Annotated in this window: 16 protein-coding genes and 1 other RNA gene; 6 read left to right on the top strand and 11 right to left on the bottom strand. The window is 55.4% G+C overall.

Going from position 1 to position 18,052, the window contains the following annotated elements:
* Nucleotides 1-22: 22 nt before the first annotated feature.
* From EDC54_RS05275 to EDC54_RS05290, 4 genes are read right to left on the bottom strand one after another with little or no spacing between them, the layout of a single operon-like run.
* Nucleotides 23-1,714, bottom strand: a complete 1,692-nt coding sequence (locus EDC54_RS05275) for a dipeptide ABC transporter ATP-binding protein (RefSeq protein WP_132453996.1) — start codon at nucleotides 1,712-1,714, stop codon at nucleotides 23-25.
* Nucleotides 1,711-2,577 (bottom strand): ABC transporter permease, encoded by an 867-nt coding sequence (locus tag EDC54_RS05280; RefSeq protein ID WP_132453998.1) that lies wholly within the window; start codon nucleotides 2,575-2,577, stop codon nucleotides 1,711-1,713. The genes EDC54_RS05275 and EDC54_RS05280 overlap by 4 nt, the downstream gene beginning before the upstream one ends.
* Nucleotides 2,570-3,529 (bottom strand): ABC transporter permease, encoded by a 960-nt coding sequence (locus tag EDC54_RS05285; RefSeq protein ID WP_132454000.1) that lies wholly within the window; start codon nucleotides 3,527-3,529, stop codon nucleotides 2,570-2,572. The genes EDC54_RS05280 and EDC54_RS05285 overlap by 8 nt, the downstream gene beginning before the upstream one ends.
* Nucleotides 3,507-5,120 (bottom strand): ABC transporter substrate-binding protein, encoded by a 1,614-nt coding sequence (locus EDC54_RS05290; protein WP_132454002.1) that lies wholly within the window; start codon nucleotides 5,118-5,120, stop codon nucleotides 3,507-3,509. The genes EDC54_RS05285 and EDC54_RS05290 overlap by 23 nt, the downstream gene beginning before the upstream one ends.
* Nucleotides 5,121-5,624: 504 nt before the next feature.
* Here EDC54_RS05290 and EDC54_RS05295 point away from each other — a divergent pair.
* Nucleotides 5,625-6,239 (top strand): YagU family protein, encoded by a 615-nt coding sequence (locus EDC54_RS05295; protein ID WP_132454434.1) that lies wholly within the window; start codon nucleotides 5,625-5,627, stop codon nucleotides 6,237-6,239.
* Nucleotides 6,240-6,349: 110 nt separating this feature from the next.
* On the opposite strand, the gene rhaT is transcribed toward EDC54_RS05295, so the two are convergent.
* Nucleotides 6,350-7,384 (bottom strand): L-rhamnose/proton symporter RhaT, encoded by a 1,035-nt coding sequence (gene rhaT / locus EDC54_RS05300; RefSeq protein ID WP_132454004.1) that lies wholly within the window; start codon nucleotides 7,382-7,384, stop codon nucleotides 6,350-6,352.
* A gap of 331 nt (nucleotides 7,385-7,715) precedes the next feature.
* Between rhaT and EDC54_RS05305 the strand changes: the two genes are divergently transcribed.
* Both EDC54_RS05305 and EDC54_RS05310 read left to right on the top strand, forming a co-directional pair.
* Nucleotides 7,716-8,222: a TIGR00645 family protein gene (locus EDC54_RS05305; protein ID WP_132454006.1), complete on the top strand. Its 507-nt coding sequence runs from the start codon at nucleotides 7,716-7,718 to the stop codon at nucleotides 8,220-8,222.
* A gap of 95 nt (nucleotides 8,223-8,317) precedes the next feature.
* Nucleotides 8,318-9,355 carry an NADP-dependent oxidoreductase gene (locus tag EDC54_RS05310; RefSeq protein ID WP_132454008.1) on the top strand — a complete coding sequence of 346 codons (1,038 nt, stop codon included), beginning with the start codon at nucleotides 8,318-8,320 and terminating at the stop codon, nucleotides 9,353-9,355.
* Between the two features lie 49 nt (nucleotides 9,356-9,404).
* Here EDC54_RS05310 and ubiI read toward each other — a convergent pair whose 3' ends face one another.
* The 4 genes from ubiI to EDC54_RS05330 are packed head-to-tail and all read right to left on the bottom strand — an operon-like array spanning nucleotide 9,405 to nucleotide 13,814.
* Entirely contained in the window at nucleotides 9,405-10,613 is a 1,209-nt protein-coding gene (gene ubiI, locus EDC54_RS05315; RefSeq protein WP_132454010.1) for an FAD-dependent 2-octaprenylphenol hydroxylase, read from the bottom strand.
* A gap of 28 nt (nucleotides 10,614-10,641) precedes the next feature.
* Complete coding sequence (gene ubiH, locus EDC54_RS05320; protein ID WP_132454012.1) at nucleotides 10,642-11,820, bottom strand: 2-octaprenyl-6-methoxyphenyl hydroxylase; 1,179 nt, start codon at nucleotides 11,818-11,820, stop codon at nucleotides 10,642-10,644.
* A gap of 25 nt (nucleotides 11,821-11,845) precedes the next feature.
* Entirely contained in the window at nucleotides 11,846-13,171 is a 1,326-nt protein-coding gene (pepP, locus tag EDC54_RS05325) for a Xaa-Pro aminopeptidase (RefSeq protein WP_132454014.1), read from the bottom strand.
* A gap of 55 nt (nucleotides 13,172-13,226) precedes the next feature.
* The gene (locus tag EDC54_RS05330) at nucleotides 13,227-13,814 is read right to left on the bottom strand and encodes a YecA/YgfB family protein (RefSeq protein ID WP_132454016.1); all 588 of its coding nucleotides are present in this window, start codon (nucleotides 13,812-13,814) and stop codon (nucleotides 13,227-13,229) included.
* A gap of 192 nt (nucleotides 13,815-14,006) precedes the next feature.
* Between EDC54_RS05330 and zapA the strand changes: the two genes are divergently transcribed.
* From zapA to EDC54_RS05345, 3 genes are all read left to right on the top strand, one after another.
* Complete coding sequence (gene zapA, locus EDC54_RS05335; protein ID WP_132454018.1) at nucleotides 14,007-14,336, top strand: cell division protein ZapA; 330 nt, start codon at nucleotides 14,007-14,009, stop codon at nucleotides 14,334-14,336.
* A 74-nt stretch (nucleotides 14,337-14,410) separates the two neighbouring features.
* Nucleotides 14,411-14,594, top strand: a non-coding RNA gene (gene ssrS, locus EDC54_RS05340) — 6S RNA.
* 33 nt (nucleotides 14,595-14,627) lie between these two features.
* Nucleotides 14,628-15,302 (top strand): 5-formyltetrahydrofolate cyclo-ligase, encoded by a 675-nt coding sequence (locus tag EDC54_RS05345; protein ID WP_132454020.1) that lies wholly within the window; start codon nucleotides 14,628-14,630, stop codon nucleotides 15,300-15,302.
* On the opposite strand, the gene nadR is transcribed toward EDC54_RS05345, so the two are convergent.
* Together nadR and radA are read right to left on the bottom strand one after the other, a co-directional pair.
* Complete coding sequence (gene nadR, locus EDC54_RS05350; RefSeq protein WP_132454022.1) at nucleotides 15,263-16,522, bottom strand: multifunctional transcriptional regulator/nicotinamide-nucleotide adenylyltransferase/ribosylnicotinamide kinase NadR; 1,260 nt, start codon at nucleotides 16,520-16,522, stop codon at nucleotides 15,263-15,265. The genes EDC54_RS05345 and nadR overlap by 40 nt on opposite strands.
* Before the next feature lie 116 nt (nucleotides 16,523-16,638).
* Entirely contained in the window at nucleotides 16,639-18,021 is a 1,383-nt protein-coding gene (radA, locus tag EDC54_RS05355; protein ID WP_132454024.1) for a DNA repair protein RadA, read from the bottom strand.
* Between the last annotated feature and the right edge of the window lie 31 nt (nucleotides 18,022-18,052).

The following is an 18,052-nucleotide window of genomic DNA, read 5'->3' on the forward strand; positions in this document are numbered from 1 at the left end:
ACTCAATCCTTTGTCAACAGCGCTACTCCGTCACCGTTGATAGCAGCAGGCGCGTGTAAGGGTGCTGCGGCTGATTGAAGATCTGTTCGACCGGCCCGGTTTCTACGATCTCACCGTCTTTCATCACCGCGATGCGGTGGCTCATGTGCTGTACCACGCCCAGATCGTGGGAAATGAACAGCATCGTCAGCCCTAATTGCCGCTGTAATGCCACCAGCAAATCCAATACCTGCGCCTGTGTCGTGACGTCCAGCGCCGATACCGGCTCATCGCAGATCAGAATGTCAGGCTCTGAAGCCAGCGCTTGGGCGATGGAAACGCGCTGCCGCTGCCCACCAGACAGCGCCGTCGGGCGTCGGCTCAGCAGATCCGGCGTCAAGCCGACATATTCCAGCAGCGTCTGAATGCGTCGCTGTTGCTCCGCATCGCTCAGATCGCGGCGTAAACGCAGCGGCTGGCGCAGAATCTGGGCGACGGTAAATTGGGGATCGAACGAGCTCAGCGGATCCTGGGTGATCGTCTGAATGCGCGCCCGCAGCGGTCGGCGTTCGCGTTCAGTCAGCGTACTCCAAGCGCTACCCGCCAACCGGATTTCACCGCTGTCCGGCTTTTGCAGCGCCAGAATCACTTTCCCTAACGTGGTTTTACCCGAGCCGGATTCCCCGACGATGCCCAGCGTTTCACCGCGCTTAACCTGAAGAGAAACCTGATTGACGGCCTGCATCCGGCTGCCATCCAGACGCTTGAATGACACCGCAATCCGATCCGCCGTCAGCGCGATGGCATCGGAACTGGCATGCATTGTCGTCGGAGAATCAGGGTACGGTGTTACCTCGCCCCGCAGCGGATCCGCGCCGGCCAGCCACTGTCCGCGGGTAGAGGCGGTCGGGATCGCCGCCAGCAGTCTCCGGGTGTAGGGATGCGTCGGCGCAGACAGGATCTGCCGCGTCTTTCCGCTTTCGACCAGCGAGCCGTGCTGCATAACGATAACGCGATCGGCAATGTCGGCCACCACGGCCAGATCGTGGGTGATTAGCAGAACACCGTGCCCCGCCTGCGCTAATGCGGTAAAGACCTTCAGTACTTGCTTTTGCACCGTGGCATCCAGCGCGGTGGTGGGCTCATCGGCAATCAGCAACTGTGGGCCAGCCGCCAGCGCGGACGCAATGAGCGCACGCTGGCGCAGACCGCCGGAAAGTTCATGCGGATACTGCGCGGCACGGTTCTCCGGATCGGGAATGCCCGCCTGCGTCAGGAGATGGGCGACGCGCGCGGGGATCTGCTGACGGGGCAGCAGGCGATGCGTCAGAATCGGCTCCGCGATTTCCTGCCCGATTTTACGCAGCGGATCGAGAGACACCAGCGCATCCTGCAAGATAAAGCCGATTTCGCGACCGCGAAGGGTGCGCCAGTCGCGATCGGTCAGATAGCGTAAATCACACCGGCTGCCGTCATGGCGCGTGAGTTCAATCGCGCTGGCCTGTACGTCGGCCCGCTCACCTGACAGGCCCACCAGCGTACGCGCGGTAACGGATTTTCCCGAACCGGATTCACCGACCAGCGCCAGAATTTCTCCGGCATTCACCTGAAAAGAGAGGTTTTTTACCGAACGAATCGGCCCGAATGGGCTGGGGAACGCGACGTTCAGGCCGTCTACGCGCAGCAGCGGCGTTTGGGCCGGCTCAAGTCGGGGGCTTATCGTATGCGGGTTCATCGCGCCTCTCCTTTGGCTGAGATCGCCTGTAACCGCCGCCCCAGCAGCGTGATGGCAATGACCGACAGCGCGACGACGCTGGCGGGCAGCAGGCTGACCCAGGGCGCGATATCCAGGAAGTTACGTCCGTCAGCCAGCAGCGCGCCCCATTCGGCGGTCGGTGGGGCAACGCCCAGCCCAAGGAAACTGAGCGCCGAGGCGGACAGCACCGCGTGACCGACGCCGATGGTGGCAACAACCAGCAGCGGGCGCAGCGTATTGGGAATGATGTGGCGAAAGACGATATACAGCGGGTGTTCCCCCAGCGCGACGGCATGCTCCACATAGCCGGAGAGCCTGACGTGCAGCACCTGTGAGCGGATCAAACGCGCGTAGCCGGCGATCCCCGCCAGACCGACGGCCAGCATGGTGTTTTCCGGTCCGCGTCCCAGCACGGCAATCACCAGCAGCGCCAGCAGCAGATCGGGAAAGGCCAGCATGACGTCGAGCAGACGCACCAGCACCTGACGGATACGTAGCGGCGCGAGCACCGACAGCGTCCCAAGCAGCACGCCGCCGCCGCAGGCGATCAGCATGGCGCCGACGCCGATCCCCAGCGATAGCGACGTGCCGTGGACCACGCGGGCAAAAATGTCGCGACCCAGCTGATCGGTGCCGAACCAGTACGTGGCCGTTGGCGGCTGGAACACCGCTCCCATATCCATCTCATCCACCGTCCTGCTGGTAAACAGCGAGGGGAAAAAGACCGACAGCGCCAGCAGGAAAACGATAGCGGCAGGCAGCAGCGTCGCCGTGCTCAGCCACGGGCTGCGATAAAACGTTTTTGCAGGGATCTGCGTTAAAGGCATCGGTTCACTACTCATGGGCGCTCGCCTTCTTACGTAAACGGGGATCGATCATCAGGTACAGCGCATCCACCAGCAGATTGATGACAACGAACAGGAAAGCAGACAGCATCACCACGCCCAGCACCAGCGGCATGTCCCGGTTTTCAATGGCGCTCAGCGTGACCTGTCCGATACCGGCGCGGCCAAAGACGGTTTCGGTCAGTACCGAACCACCGAGGACGCTCGCCAGCAGTGTGCCGGTCAGCGTCGAGACGGCCAGTGAAGCATGGCGTAAACCGTGACGAAAGCGCAGACGTGTCTCGCTGACGCCGCGGGTACGCACGGTGAGTGAAAACGGCTGGGAAAGCGCCTCCTCCAGACCGTCGCGCAGTACCTGACTTAAAATGGCGCCGATCGGCAGACTCAGCGTAATAATCGGCAACACCAGCGACATCACGCCGTCGTTGCCGGTAACCGGAAACCATTGCAGACGAAAGCTGAACAGGCTGAGCAGCACAATGCCGATCCAATAGACCGGCGTGCTGAGCAACGTCAGCTCCAGCCACGATACGGCGGTACGTAACGGACCATAGCGGCCTGCGGTCAACAGCGCGCTGAGCATCGCGAGGCACGACGCCAGCGTCAGCGCGCCGAGCGCCAAAGGCAGCGTTTCATACAGCGCATCGGTAATGACGTTGCCGACCGGCAGACGATAGAGATAGCTGACGCCAAAATCCCCCTGTAACGCCTGCGCGCAGTAGCGCACGTATTGTATCCATAGCGGTTGATCCAACCCGAATTGCTTCGTGAGGGCGGCGCGGTAGGCTTCATCCACCACGTTGTCACCGCCGCTGAGGATCGTGACCGGATCGCCGGGAATGAGTTTGACGGCAATAAACGTCAATGTGGCTGCGCCCCAGAGCACAGCCAGAATGGTGAGAAGACGTTTGCCTAATGCGTACAGATTAACGTTTAATCCAGACATCATAGAGGCTCGGTTTTGCATTGGTGGCCCAGGTTATCCCCTGTACTTGCTTTGACACGCCGAACTGAAACGCCGAAATATAAACCGGCAGCACATAGGCCTGATCGATGATTTCATGCTGGAGCTCGGTATAAATCCGTTTACGTTCGTCATCGCCAGCGCCCACGGCTTTTCTTAATTTTTCATCCAGCACGCTGAGCCGCGCAAAGTTATTGCCATTGGGCGGTATGTAGTTGGAGTCAAAGACGGTACGTAAAATATCCGGTTCAGCGCGCGTGAAGAAGTTGGACGCGATATCGTACTGGTTGTCTTTGACTATCGTGGCGAATTCGCCGGCATCAACCGGAAGCAGCTTCAATTCAAAGCCTGCCTGTTTGACCTGATACTGAATGGCCTGAAACAGCGTCACGTCCGCCGCTTCAACATTGGTCGTGACATAAGGGAAGCTGACGGACAAACGTTTACCGTCCTGAGTGCGATAGCCTTCACTATCCTTCGTTCCCCAACCTGAACTATCCAGCAACTGGTTGGCTTTTTGCAGATCAAAACCCCAGCGTGATTTTACCGACGGATCGTAATAAAGGGTGGTGGGCCCCAATACGTTATCTGCGGGTTTAAGCGTCCCGAAATAGGCCGTTTTAACCGCCACCTCGGTGTCTACCGCGCGCTGGAACGCCTGACGAATCTTGACGTCCTGGAACGGCCCTTTGGTGGTATTAAAGTACAGTACCCGGTTGACGCCAGGGTTTTCCTTGGTGATGACATCCAGACGCGGATTCTTTTTTACCGTAGAAAAATTAGCGGGTGGCACGGCATCAATAGCGTGCAGTTGTCCGCTGGTCAAGGCGCCCAATCGTACCGATGATTCGGGTAAGTATTTAAAGTTAACGCTATCCAAATACGCCGGACCGGTGTGCAGTGCAAAACCGGGGGCCCAGTTGTAATCAGGGCGTTTCGATAGCTTGCTGCCGCTGCCTTTCACAAAGGAATCGAGAATAAACGGCCCGGAACCGACCACGGTGTTGCTGGTATTGGGCGTTTTCTTCAGGTAGGTCGGCGACTGGATCCCCAGATAGGGAAGGCTCAGCCCCTGCAACAGCGGCGCAAAGGGCGCACTGTAGTGAATCACCACCGTATAAGCATCCGGCGTTGAGATCTTGTCGACCGGGCCTAATAGTGATTTCGCGTAGCTGGAGGTGGTTTTCGGATCGAGAATCCGTTCAAGGTTGTATTTTACCGCTTCTGCATCCAGTTTGGTGCCGTCGCTGAATGTGACATCTTTGCGCAGGTGGAAGGTGTATTCGGTGTTGTTATCGTTAATTTTCCAGCTTTCCGCCAGCCAGGGCGTAAACGAGTTGTCCAGCGCCTGACCGACCAATGAGTCCACGATATTCCGGGTGATGAGCGCCGTCACGCCGTAGGCAGTAATGTGGGGATCGATAATGGGCGTATCGCTGCCCAGCCCGATATTAAGAACACCGCCGGATACCGGTTTTTCACTGCTTTGTGCAGCGTAAGCGCCGGGGTTTAGGGCGAAAAGCAGCGAGAGTAATCCTGCTGCAACGGTTGTAACCTGAAGGTGATTTTTTTCCATTCCCGGTGTCCTTTATAATGACATAAGGCCAAATTACGGTCGTTTTTTCGCTACTCTAGGGTGCGCCCTTATGTGTGTAAAAGAATAAAAATAGATTTTCAATTCCATAAAAATATATATAGGTGGGGGGACTGATAACGAGGATTTTGCCGGGGATTCAGATCCGTGCGTGATAATGGGGTAAAAACATCGGCTACCACCGGTGTCAGGAGGCATAAAAATAACGACATAATTTTTACTGACGCTATATTTTCTCTTTTGGGGTTATTCCGGATGAAATATCGCGTTGTCATACGCTATGCAATTTCATTTTTACTTTTTTAAATAACAGTTTCGCATAAATGAAACGCGCACTTTTGTTTAGCAGGGTAATTGATGTTTAAGGTTCGTATCGCTAATAACAAAATACAATAGAAAAACCGGATGATATATCAATTAACATCTTTATTAGTCTGTAATTCCTATGTAAGAATATACTTCTTAATGAGTATTTTGGTGAAAAAAATGAACTTTTTTGAACAAACAGCTCCATCCCGAAGACGCTATGGGTTAGCCGCTTTTATTGGTTTGATCGCGGGTATTGTTTCATCTTTTGTGAAGTGGGGCGCAGAGAATCCGCTTCCGCCACGGAGCCCGACTGATTTGTTTAGCGATGCCTGCGCGCCTGAATTATTGATTAGGGCTGCGGGGCAAGTTGACTGTTCCCGAAATTTTCTTAATCCTCCTTATGTATTTTTACGCGATTGGCTTGGCGTCGTTGATCCTAATGCGGCGGTTTATACCTTTGCCGGTCATGTATTCAATTGGGTTGGCGTGACGCATATTATTTTCTCCGTTGTTTTTGCTGTAGGTTATTGCGTTGTTGCAGAAATTTTTCCAAAAATAAAATTATGGCAAGGGTTGCTGGCGGGTGCGCTGGCTCAACTGTTTGTTCATATGATTTCATTTCCGCTGATGGGCCTGACGCCTTCTCTTTTTGTTCTCCCTTGGTATGAACATGTCTCGGAAATTGTAGGGCATCTGATTTGGTTTTGGTCTATTGAGATTATTCGTCGTGATTTACGAAATAGAATGACTCATGAGCCTGATCCTGAGATTCCTTTGAATGTTTCACGATAGGCGGTGATCTCGTCGTAAACGTGGCGTCCATTGCAAAACACCTTGAGCGAATCTCAAGGTGTTTTGCTTCTGTAACGGAACCATTGGCTACGAACGTGAGGATAAGGCGTTTACGCGGCCATGCCCAGTCCGACAATATTCGCCGCCAGAATAATCACCGCGCAGCCTAACACCAGCATGCGCACAGGTTTCTGACCAACGGCTTTCCACTCCTTAAACAATAATCCGACGATGCCGCCGCACAGCACATAGAAGCTCATGTGCAGCATCCAACTGATATAGGTATAGTCTGCCGGAATATTGGCATGGCCCCAGGCATAGAAAAAGAACTGCAAATACCACATGACTCCGCCCAGAATGGCGAAGAGGGCGTTGGCGATCAGCAACGGTTTGGCTTGTGACAGATCGGCTTTCAGGGAAATGCCTTTGCAGACGGCTAAGCGGATGAGACAGAAACCCAGATTGATAATGGCGCCGCCCCCCATGATCACTACATAGCTGGGGAGTGCAACATAGAGCGCGTTGATGCCCAGCGACTGCGCCGCGGCATGCATTGGCTTGGCGGCATCCATGGCGAATGACATACCGGCGGAGAAAATGCCGCACATGACGGCCAGTATCAGCCCTTTTTTCAGGTTGAATTCTTCAGCGCGGATACCGAGCGCGCGCTCTTTCAGTAAACCGGCATAGCTGACAATCGCGACGCCAATGACGGCCACCAGCACGCCTAATAACGTCATTTTTCCGCCGGCGGAACCAAACAGAATTGAAAACTTACCTTGCAGAACCGGGGTCATCAGCGTGCCGATAATCAGCGTCACGCCGATGGCAATACCGATGCCCATTGACATGCCAAGATAGCGCATTGTCAGACCATAATTAATATTGCCAATCCCCCACATGGCGCCGAAAAGAAAGACGGGCAGCAGGGTCGACATATCGAACGAACCGTAATAACGCCAAAAATCAGGGAGCAACCACCAACTGATGCCCCAGGGCAGGATAATCCATGAGAAAAACCCGCCTAGTGACCACATGGTTTCCCACGACCAGTTTTTAACCTGTTTAAGCGGCGCATAGAAACAGGCTGCACTGGCTGCGCCGACGAAATGCCAGAAAATACCGAGAATAATAGGATTGCTCATGCGTAACCCCTTGTTTTATTTGTAACAAGCCTGTGTTTGGCTTTGAATGTAGAGTTCAGTGTAGGGATGCTGCCAACGCGCCCGGCGCGGTGGCGAGAAACAGTGTAGAAAGGCGCTAAAATACGTACCTTCAAATGCGTGCCACGCACAGGAAAAGTGCGGCATCGGTTTGAAGGTTCATGCAGGCAGGATCACAAAACGCGGTAATATTCCTGATGGCCTGAGGGGCAGGCGGATTCTTCAATGGTGCGACCTGTTCAAGAATTGATTAACACCGTAGCAAAAATTTTCGCTATTATTTCCTTCTTTTTTCACCTGCATATAGTGAGTTATGGAACGTTTTATTGAGAATCTGATGTATACGTCACGCTGGCTGCTCGCCCCCGTTTACCTGGGGTTGTCGCTGGGCATACTGGCGCTCGCGATCAAGTTTTTCCAGGAGGTGTTCCACGTTCTGCCCAATATCCTTGAGATCGCAGAGGCCGATTTAGTGCTGGTACTGCTGTCGCTGATCGATATGACGCTGGTGGGGGGATTGCTGGTCATGATGATGCTGTCTGGCTACGAGAATTTCGTCTCGTCTTTGGATATCTCCAGCGGCAGAGAAAAGCTGAACTGGCTCGGCAAGATGGACTCCGGTTCGCTGAAAAACAAAGTGGCCGCCTCAATCGTAGCGATTTCATCGATTCATCTGCTGCGTGTCTTCATGGATGCCCGTAATATCCCGGATAACAAGCTGATGTGGTACGTCATTATCCATTTGACGTTTGTGCTGTCGGCGCTGGTTATGGGGCATCTGGACCGCATGTCGCGTCATGAAAAAGGCAAGACGGCGTGATAAACGCTGAGCGGTTTGCGTAATCAGAGAAAAGATCGGATCCTATTGTTAATGGCGTGTCGTTTATCCATACGCCTTATTCAACGGAGGATGTTATGTCGCAAACCGCTCACATTAATCGTCGTGTGGTTCTGGCTAAACGCCCGCACGGCGCGCCTACGCAAGCTAATTTTCGCTTAGAGCAGCAGGCCATCCCGCAAGTAAAAACCGGACAAATACTTCTGCGTACCGTGTTTCTTTCCCTCGATCCTTATATGCGTGGCCGCATGAGCGACGCCCCTTCTTATGCCAAACCGGTTGAACTGAATGAGGTCATGGTGGGAGGGACCATCAGCCGCGTGGTTGAGTCAGAAAACCCGGATTATCAGGCGGGAGACTGGGTATTGTCCTATAGCGGCTGGCAGGACTATGCCCTTTCCGATGGGAAAGGGTTAACGAATCTCGGCCAGTCGCCAACCAATCCCTCCTATGCGTTGGGTGTGCTGGGGATGCCGGGGTTTACCGCGTACATGGGGCTGATGGATATCGGCCAGCCTAAAGCTGGTGAAACGCTGGTTGTCGCTGCCGCGACGGGGCCGGTTGGCGCGACGGTAGGCCAGCTTGGGAAGCTGAAAGGTTGCCGGGTCATTGGCGTTGCCGGTGGTGCAGAGAAGTGTCGCTACGCGGTTGAGGCGCTGGGGTTTGATGTGTGTCTCGACCATCACGCGGATGATTTTGCCGAACAGTTGCAACAAACCTGCCCGCAGGGCATTGATATCTATTTTGAAAACGTCGGCGGGAAAGTGTTTGACGCAGTGTTGCCGCTCCTTAATACCTCGGCGCGCGTGCCGTTATGCGGACTGGTCTCAAGCTATAATGCGACGGGGTTGCCTGATGGGCCGGATCGCTTACCGTTGTTGATGGGTACCCTGCTGAAGAAGCGAATTCGTTTGCAGGGTTTCATCATTTTTGATGATTATGGTCATCGCTTCGATGAGTTTTGGCAAGCCGTTTCACCGTGGGTGGCCGCGGGTAAGATCAAGTATCGGGAAGAGATTGTCGATGGACTGGAAAATGCGCCTGAGGCCTTTATCGGCCTGCTGCAAGGCCGCAATTTCGGTAAATTAGTGGTCAGAGTTGGGCCCGACGCCTGATACATCGGACTCGCCGCGTCAGCGGCGAGTTTTGCTTTCCATGCCTGTTTTATTTTTTCCCAACGCTAAGCCAGTCGGGCAGATCGTGTAATCCCATTGCCTGACGCACCAGCGTGGGTTTTATGCCGGGCAGTTTGTCCGCCAGCACCAGGCCGACATCGCGCAGCAGTTTTTTCGCCGGGTTGTCGCCGTCAAACAGTTCACGGAACCCTTGCATACTGGCGAGCATCACGGCGGCGCTGTGTTTGCGGCGGCGTTCATAGCGTCGCAGATAACGGTGTTGGCCGATATCTTTGCCCTGCGCCTGTAAGCGCTTCAGCTCCGCAATCAGTTCGGCGACATCCATAAAGCCAAGGTTAACGCCTTGCCCTGCCAGCGGGTGAATGGTGTGTGCCGCGTCGCCAACCAGAACCAGACGGTGTGCCGCGAAGCTGCGAGCGTAGCGCCCCATTAGCGGGAAGGTCTGACGTTCACTTTCCAGTTCGCAAAGCCCGAGACGCATATCAAAGGCCATGGCGACCTGGCGGTTGAATTCCTCCACCGGCAAATTTTGCATCGCCTGTGCCTGTTCCGGCGGAAGCGACCAGACAATCGAACAGAGGCGCGGCTCATCCAGAGGCAGGAAAGCCAGAATACCATCGCCGTGAAATACCTGACGCGCGGCGGACTGGTGCGGGTATTCGGTTCGAATCGTTGCGACCAGCGCATGGTGGCCGTAATCCCAAAAGGTCAGCGGCATATCCGCATGCTGGCGTAGCCACGATCGTGCGCCATCCGCACCGACCACCAGTCGGGCGGTCAGCATGCTGTCGTCCTGCAAGGTGATGAAGGCGTCGTTTTCTCCCCAGGCGACCTGTTTTAGCGCCGTCGGGCACAGCAGCGTGATGTCGCTTAACTGAGAGGCGCGTTGCCACAGTGTCTGTTGAATCACTGGGTTTTCAATAATATGCCCAAGATGGGAAAAGCCAAATTCATCGCCGCTGAAGCAAATTTTACCGAAGCTGTCTTTATCCCAGACCTGCATATTGTTGTAAGGGCTGACGCGCCGGGCCACAAGGTTTTCCCAAACGCCGATATGGCGCAGCAGGCGCTCGCTGGCGGCGTTGATGGCGGAGACGCGCAGCGCGTGATCTTTGCCGGTTGGCTCGGGGGCCTGTTTTTCCAGTACGGCGATGCGCAGGCCGCTACCCTGTAAACCACAGGCCAGCGCCAGACCGACCATACCGCCGCCGGCAATAACCACGTCGAATGATTGCATTTCCATCTCTTCCTGTTGGCGAGCTTAATTAACGTTCCACCCAGCCGAGCGTACGACGGGCAAAGGCGTCGCGCATCAGGGGCAGGTGATTCATGGCGATCAGGCCGAGATTGCGACCAACGGCCAGCGCGGTGTAGCGATTGGCAAACAGGCTGACCAACCCGTCAGTGATCGCGATCGTCGCGTTCTGGTCGGGCGCGCGGCGTTGCTGATAGCGGCTGAGCACGCGGTACTGACCGATATCCTGCTGATTTTTTGCCGCATCGACGACCGTTTCCGCCAGCGACATTACATCACGAATGCCAAGATTGAAGCCTTGTCCGGCAATCGGGTGCAGCGTTTGTGCCGCGTTGCCTACCAGCGCCAGCCGGTGGCTAATATGCTGGCTGGCCGTCAACAGGCGCAGCGGATAGCGGTGACGTTCGCCGATGTGGGTAAACCGCCCGAGCCGCCAGCCAAAGGCCCGTTGCAGCTGTTGGCGAAACGCGCTTTCGTCCCAGCCATCGATCTCACTTTGGCTTTGCTTATCATGGCACCACACCAGCGAACTGCGGCCATTGCTCATCGGCAATAGCGCCAGTGGGCCATGCGGCGTAAAACGCTCGAAAGCCCGCCCCCGATGCGGTTCGGCGGTGGTCACATTGGCGATGACGGCGATCTGATGATAATCATGCTGTTGCCACTGAATCCCGCAGGTTTGCGACAGCATGGAGTGCGAGCCGTCAGCGGCAACCATCAGTTGCCCGGTGAGCGCCGTGCCGTTGTCCAGCATGAGCGTCGCATGCTCCGCTGTTCGCGTCACGGCAACCACTTTGGCAGGGCAGTGCAGGCGCACGCCGGGAGCGTGTTGTAGCAGGGAAAACAGGCGCTGCCCAATGTCGTGCAGTTCAACCACGTACCCCAGCGCCTGTACACGATAATCGGACGCGTTCAGATTTACCACGCTGGCATGCCCGCGTTCGCTGACGTGAATGTCGGTTATCGCGGTTGCACCGCTGGATAGCGCTTGCCAGATGCCCAGCGTCGCCAGTTGCTGGCATGTGCCGTCCGACAGCGCGATCGCGCGGGCGTCAAAGCCCGGATGTTCTCTGTCGAACGGGGAATAGGCTTCAACCAGCTCGACGGGTATCGTACCTTGCGAAAGCCGGGATATTGCCAGCGCCAGCGTTGCGCCCGCCATCCCGCCACCGACAATCATGACCGCCATGTTTTAGTCCTGTTGATAAAGCTGCTTAGTGTTGTTTGTCATGCCGTTGCGCCATCAGCGCCTCAATGGCATCGGCGTCTTTGACGACGCCTGCCGTCAGGTTTTCATTGCCGTTTTCGGTAATCAGGATGTTGTCCTCAATGCGCACGCCGATCCCCCGGTACGGCTGCGGCACGTTGGCGTCGGGTGCGATATAAAGGCCCGGTTCGACAGTCAACACCATGCCCGGTTCGAGTGGGCGGCCGCGATCGGTCGAGCCGTAATCGCCCACATCGTGTACATCCAGACCCAACCAGTGGCTGAGGCCATGCATGAAGAATTGGCGATGCGCCTGTCCGGCAATCAGCGCTTCCACTTCTCCTTTCATGACGCCGAGCTTGATGAGGCCGTTAACCATCGTCCGCACCACTTCTTCATTCACCTCCCGGATGCTGCGACCCGGGGCGAACAGCGCCAGCGCCCGAAGTTGCGATTGCAGGACGATGTCGTAGATCGCACGTTGCGCTGCGCTGAATTTCCCGTTGACGGGAAAAGTCCGGGTAATATCGCCGGCATAGCTTTTGTATTCACAGCCCGCGTCAATCAGCACCAGATCGCCGTCGCGCATTTGCGCCTCATTTTCGGTGTAGTGCAGGATGCAGGCATTGTCGCCGCTGCCGACAATGGTGTTGTAAGAGGGATACCGCGCGCCGTGGCGGGTAAACTCGTGGTGAATTTCGCCTTCAAGCTGGTATTCATACATGCCGGGGCGGCATTTCTGCATGGCGCGCGTATGGGCCAGCGCCGTAATTTCGCAGGCGCGACGTAAGATGCTGATTTCTTCCGGCGATTTGAACAGGCGCATCTCGTGCACCCACGGGCGCCAGTCGGTTAGCGTGGCGGGAGCAACAAACCCCTGACGCGTGCCGTTGCGCAAGGTTTCCAACGCGGAAAAAACCAGTTTATCGGCGTAATCGTACTGCCCTTGCGCGTGGTACACCACGTCCAGCCCATTCAATAATAAATGCAGCTGCGTGCCGATATCGCTGAACGGCAAGGCGCGGTCGACGCCGAGCCTGGCTGGCGCGGCATCCTGTCCCAAACGGCGGCCAAACCAGATCTCGGCAGTCAGATCGCGCACGCGGTTGAAGATGACGCTGTGATGATGTTTTTCATCGCTTTTGACCAGTAGCAGAACGGCTTCCGGTTCATTGAATCCCGTGAAATACCAGAAATCGCTATTCTGGCGATAAGGATAATCACTGTCGGCATTGCGCTGCGCTTCCGGCGCGGAAAAGAAGATTGCCGCGCTGCCCGGCGCCATTTTTTCCAACAGGCTCTGACGACGAACAAGAAATTCTTTTGGATTCATCACTACTCCTGAATATTGTCCGGACGGTTGCCTTTTCCTTCCGTCCCGCAAGGCATTAATGTAGCGTCGGTTTTTGCTGCTCGGCTGCGGTTACCGTGCTCTGGCTGGTAAATTCGTTATGGCACAAAATGGCAGAAACGCGCACGTACTCAATCACTTCTTCCAGTGATTGCGCCAATTCTTCCTGATCTTCATTTTCGTCGTAACCAAGCTGCGCAATGTTGCGTAAATCGGCAATGGCCTCTTTCAGGTCGCCTTTCGCTTTGTTTAACTGCGGCTGAACGACACCCAGCCCAAGCAGGAAGTGGTTGACCCAGCCGGCCAGCGCGTCCGCGCGATCGAAGACGCTCACTTGGTCTTGTGTGTCATCAGGCAGGAAAAGCTGGAACAGAAAGCCATCATCCTCCAGCGCCTCACGCGTGGCCAGATACAGGTTCTGAAGCGGTTGCGACAGCGTTTGAGTAAACGCCATGCCTTCATTGGTCAGCTCAAAAACCAGCGTCCTCCAACTGTCGTCATGGTTGCCGCCACACAGCATCCCACTGATCAAACCGTGCATTTCTGCGGCGGTCAGTGCGACTTGTTGTTGGTGAAGCAGTTGGTCAAGACCTTCATAGGCAGGAAACGTATTCTCTATAGACATGCGGATTCGTCATCGTTGGCTGGATTGGTTCATGCTATGCTACCACCAAGCTCCCTTTCGATACCAGAAAGGGCTTGTATCTTCGATTTCGGGTATATATAGTGGCGCCCGCTTTAACTGGCCCGGTGTTACGGGCAACGCTTATGCGATGTGGCATGCGGGCGCAGGAACGATAAAAGGCAGGAAGGTGGTATGTCTGCACAACCAGTGGATATTCAAATTTTTGGCCGTTCGTTAAGAGTCAATTGTCCGCCAGAACAACAGGATGCCTTGAATCAGGCTGCGGAAGATCTTAACCAGCGGTTGCAAGATCTTAAAGTTCGCACTAGAGTCACCAACACAGAGCAACTGGTGTTTATTGCTGCGTTAAATGTGTGCCATGAGCTGGCGCAGGAACGGGGAAAAACCCGTGATTACGCGGCGAATATGGAGCAGCGTATTCGCATGTTGCAGCAGACCATTGAACAGGCGTTGCTGGAGCAGGGCAGGATTTCCGAACGCCAGGGCACGCAGTTTGAGTAACGTCGTATTTTGACAAAAGTCCGGTGTTTTTACGCGATAAGACGTGTTAAGGTTTATCGCGAGTAACGAACAAAATTTCTCTGAGATGTTTGTCAGCGGGTCAGTCCCCTGAGCCGATATTTCAAACCAACAGAATATAATGCTCCGTGGTTGGTGAGCACGCTCGGTTCGTCCGAGAAGCCTGAAAACTGCGACGTTATGTTCACCTTGAACCGAGGGTTCAAGGGTTACAGCCTGCGGCGGCATCTCGGAGATTCCCTTTCTTTATTTAGCCGTGGCGATGTGCAGCCCATGTCACCTTCTAATCCCACTAACGCCCCCGATCTTTCAATATCGCCTGCGATGACCGCATTACGTCAGCAGATCCGTCTGGCCGTGCGTCAGCGTCGTCGTTTACTCACGCAGCAACAACAGTCGCATTTTGCGCAGCAGGCGTGTGAACGCGTGATTACCCATCCGAAAATCATCCGGGCGGAGAGCGTGGCGGTATTTCTGTCGTTTGATGGCGAGCTTGATACACAACCGCTGATTCAACGGCTGTGGCAACAGGGGAAGCGCGTTTATTTACCGGTACTGCACCCGTTTCGCGCCGGGCATCTGTTGTTCCTGCGCTATGCGCCGGATACCGAGCTGGTGCGCAATCGCTTGAAGATTTTGGAACCGCGTCTGGATGTGCGTCAGGTATTGCCACGGCAACAACTGGACGTCTTGCTGACGCCGCTGGTGGCGTTTGACGAGCAGGGTCAGCGGCTGGGCATGGGCGGCGGTTTTTACGACCGCACGTTGCAGTATCGCAACCTGACTTCTGATGGGCCGTATCCGATCGGCCTGGCCCACGATTGTCAGCAGGTTGACGCGTTGCCAGTTGAAAGCTGGGATATCCCGCTGCCGGAAATTATTACCCCTGCGCGTCATTGGCGGTGGAATCACGCGTTTTTTAACTGTCCCGGCGACCGTCCGTCGTGACCCAACATCTGTTGTACCAACGCTACGCAGCGCAGAAAACGTGAATCGTAGTCTGATTCCTTGATGTAAACGTACTGGATGTTATTTTTCTCCAGCATCGTTTTCAGCAGGTTCTGGAATTCGGTGCGATCGGTGGTGCTGCCTAAACTTCGTAATCCATCAGCCACCCACGGTGTGTTATTTTCCAGCAAAATCACCAGATCGAAACGGTATTCGTCGATGAGCGCCTGAACGAACGGGTGTTCACGGCCTTCGTATTTCTTGCAAAACGCCTGCGTCGTAACGAAATCGGTGTCGATAAAGGCCACTTTGTTGGCATATTTAACTGCAAAATCAATATATTGCGCCTGACCTAGCGCGATCTTGTCGTAGTCGGAATATTGTAGCGCCATCTCGTCGCCGCCGAGATGGGAGAACACGTAATCACGACCATATTCCCAGGCGCTGGTAGTGTTAAAGATATTCGCCAGTTTGTTCACCAGCGTGGATTTACCGCTGGACTCACCGCCAAGAATGGCGACGGTACGCACAAAAAACGGTTTCACCTCGGTCGGGATATAGTCCCAGTAGCGGAAGGGGTCGTGACGGATTTGCGAACCGCTGATGTTCATAAAGGATCGCTGCGGGTCGATTAATACGGACTCAATGCCAAGATGCGCGCGGTACTGCGGGGCATCCTGCTCTTCGCTGGTGTAAACGAAATTAGGCGTAATGTTTTTTTCCTGCATGAACGCGTTAATGCCTTTGCTCCACACGTCCCAGCCATGTGGATAAGGTTCCATGCCTTGTTCGTTAAAGGCGTGGATATGAATATTTTTCTGATACTTAAAGGTTTGCAGTAGCCAGCGCAGGCGGTCGCTGACGGTGGGCTGCTGTGACATTGAACTGTTCTCAAACAGCAGTCGGTCGCGAGGCTCGTCATAACCTAAAATCACATGCAGTTCGTCAACCTGACTGCATGCGCGCTGGATCAGATAAATGTGTCCGGTGTGTAGCGGATAGAACTTGCCGAAAACAACGCCGATACTCTTTTCATGGCGCGGGAATTCCAGTTCGAGAAAACGATGCAGCGCTTCCAGTTTCTGCGCGCCAGGGCTTTTTATCTTGTCATTAAGTAATTGACTGAGATAGCCCTTGGTCATATCGGTCGCATCGGCGACCTGCTGTAGGGTACACCCCTTCTGCCGGATGGCGGATTTCAGGTAATCAAATGATGACATGGCGCAGTACTCTTGTTTAGTTTGCTAAACAAAATACCACAAGATCGCGCAATAGCCGCTTTTTTCCCCTCCGTTGGATCGTCGGAGGGAGGCAAGATGAATATTGCCGCGTCCGGTTACAGATCGTCGAGGATCGCCAGCGCATCGGCCAGCTTTTTCACGCCGAACACCTGCATATTGGCCGGTGCTTTTTTCGGCATATTGGCATGCGGCACGATGGCGCGTTTGAAACCGTGCTTGGCGGCCTCGGCGATCCGCTCTTGTCCGCTGGGAACCGGACGAATTTCGCCAGCCAGACCGACCTCGCCGAAGATGACCAGATCCTGCGGCAGCGGACGATCGCGGAAGCTGGAAACCAGCGACAGCAGCAGCGCCAGATCGGCGCTGGTTTCGGTGACTTTGACGCCGCCGACGACATTGACGAACACATCCTGATCCGACATCTGCAAGCCGCCGTGACGGTGCAGCACCGCCAGCAGGATAGCCAACCGGTTTTGCTCCAGCCCGACCGCCACGCGCCGCGGGTTTGCCATCATAGACTGATCCACCAGGGCCTGGATCTCCACCAGCAGCGGACGAGTGCCTTCCCACACCACCATGACCGAGCTACCGGAGGTTATTTCGTCACCGCGGCTGAGGAAGATAGCCGATGGGTTGCTGACTTCGCGCAGCCCCTGTTCCGTCATGGCGAACACGCCCAGTTCATTGACCGCGCCAAAGCGATTCTTATGGCTGCGCAGCGTGCGAAAACGTGAGTCGGCGTCACCGTCGAGCAGGACGGAGCAGTCGATGCAGTGTTCCAGCACTTTCGGCCCCGCCAGTGAACCGTCTTTGGTGACGTGCCCGACCATGACGATGGCCACGCCGCGGGTTTTGGCGAAGCGCGTCAGATAGGCGGCGGTTTCACGCACCTGCGCCACGCTGCCGGGGGAGGATTGAATGTCGGCGAGATGCATGACCTGAATGGAGTCGATCACCATCAGCTTCGGCTGTTCCTGTTCGGCAATCAGGCAAATTTGTTCGATGCTGGTTTCAGACAGCATGTTGAGATTGTGCGTCGGCAGGTTGAGCCGATGCGCCCGCATCGCCACCTGCTGTAGTGATTCTTCCCCGGTGACGTACAGGGTTTTCATCGTTTCCGATAGCTTGCAGAGCGTTTGCAACAGCAGGGTGCTCTTACCTGCGCCGGGGTTCCCGCCGATCAGGATTGCGCTGCCCGGTACGACACCGCCGCCGAGAACGCGATCAAATTCCTGAAAACCGGTGGAAAAGCGAGGTAGCGCCTCCAAACTGATCTCCGAGAGTTTTTGCACCTTACTGATGCCCGCGCTCTCCCCCGCGTAGCCGGTGAGACGCTCGGAACGCGAAGCGGCTCCCGACGCCAGACGAACTTCGGTAATGGTATTCCAGGCATGGCAAGCGCTGCATTGCCCTTGCCAGCGCGGATAATCGGCTCCGCATTCATTACAGACAAACGCTCGTTTGACGGCTTTTGCCACGTCTCACCTCCACTGATTAACGCTCTTCGTG

Source organism: Samsonia erythrinae (assembly GCF_004342665.1).
GTDB lineage: Bacteria > Pseudomonadota > Gammaproteobacteria > Enterobacterales > Enterobacteriaceae > Samsonia > Samsonia erythrinae.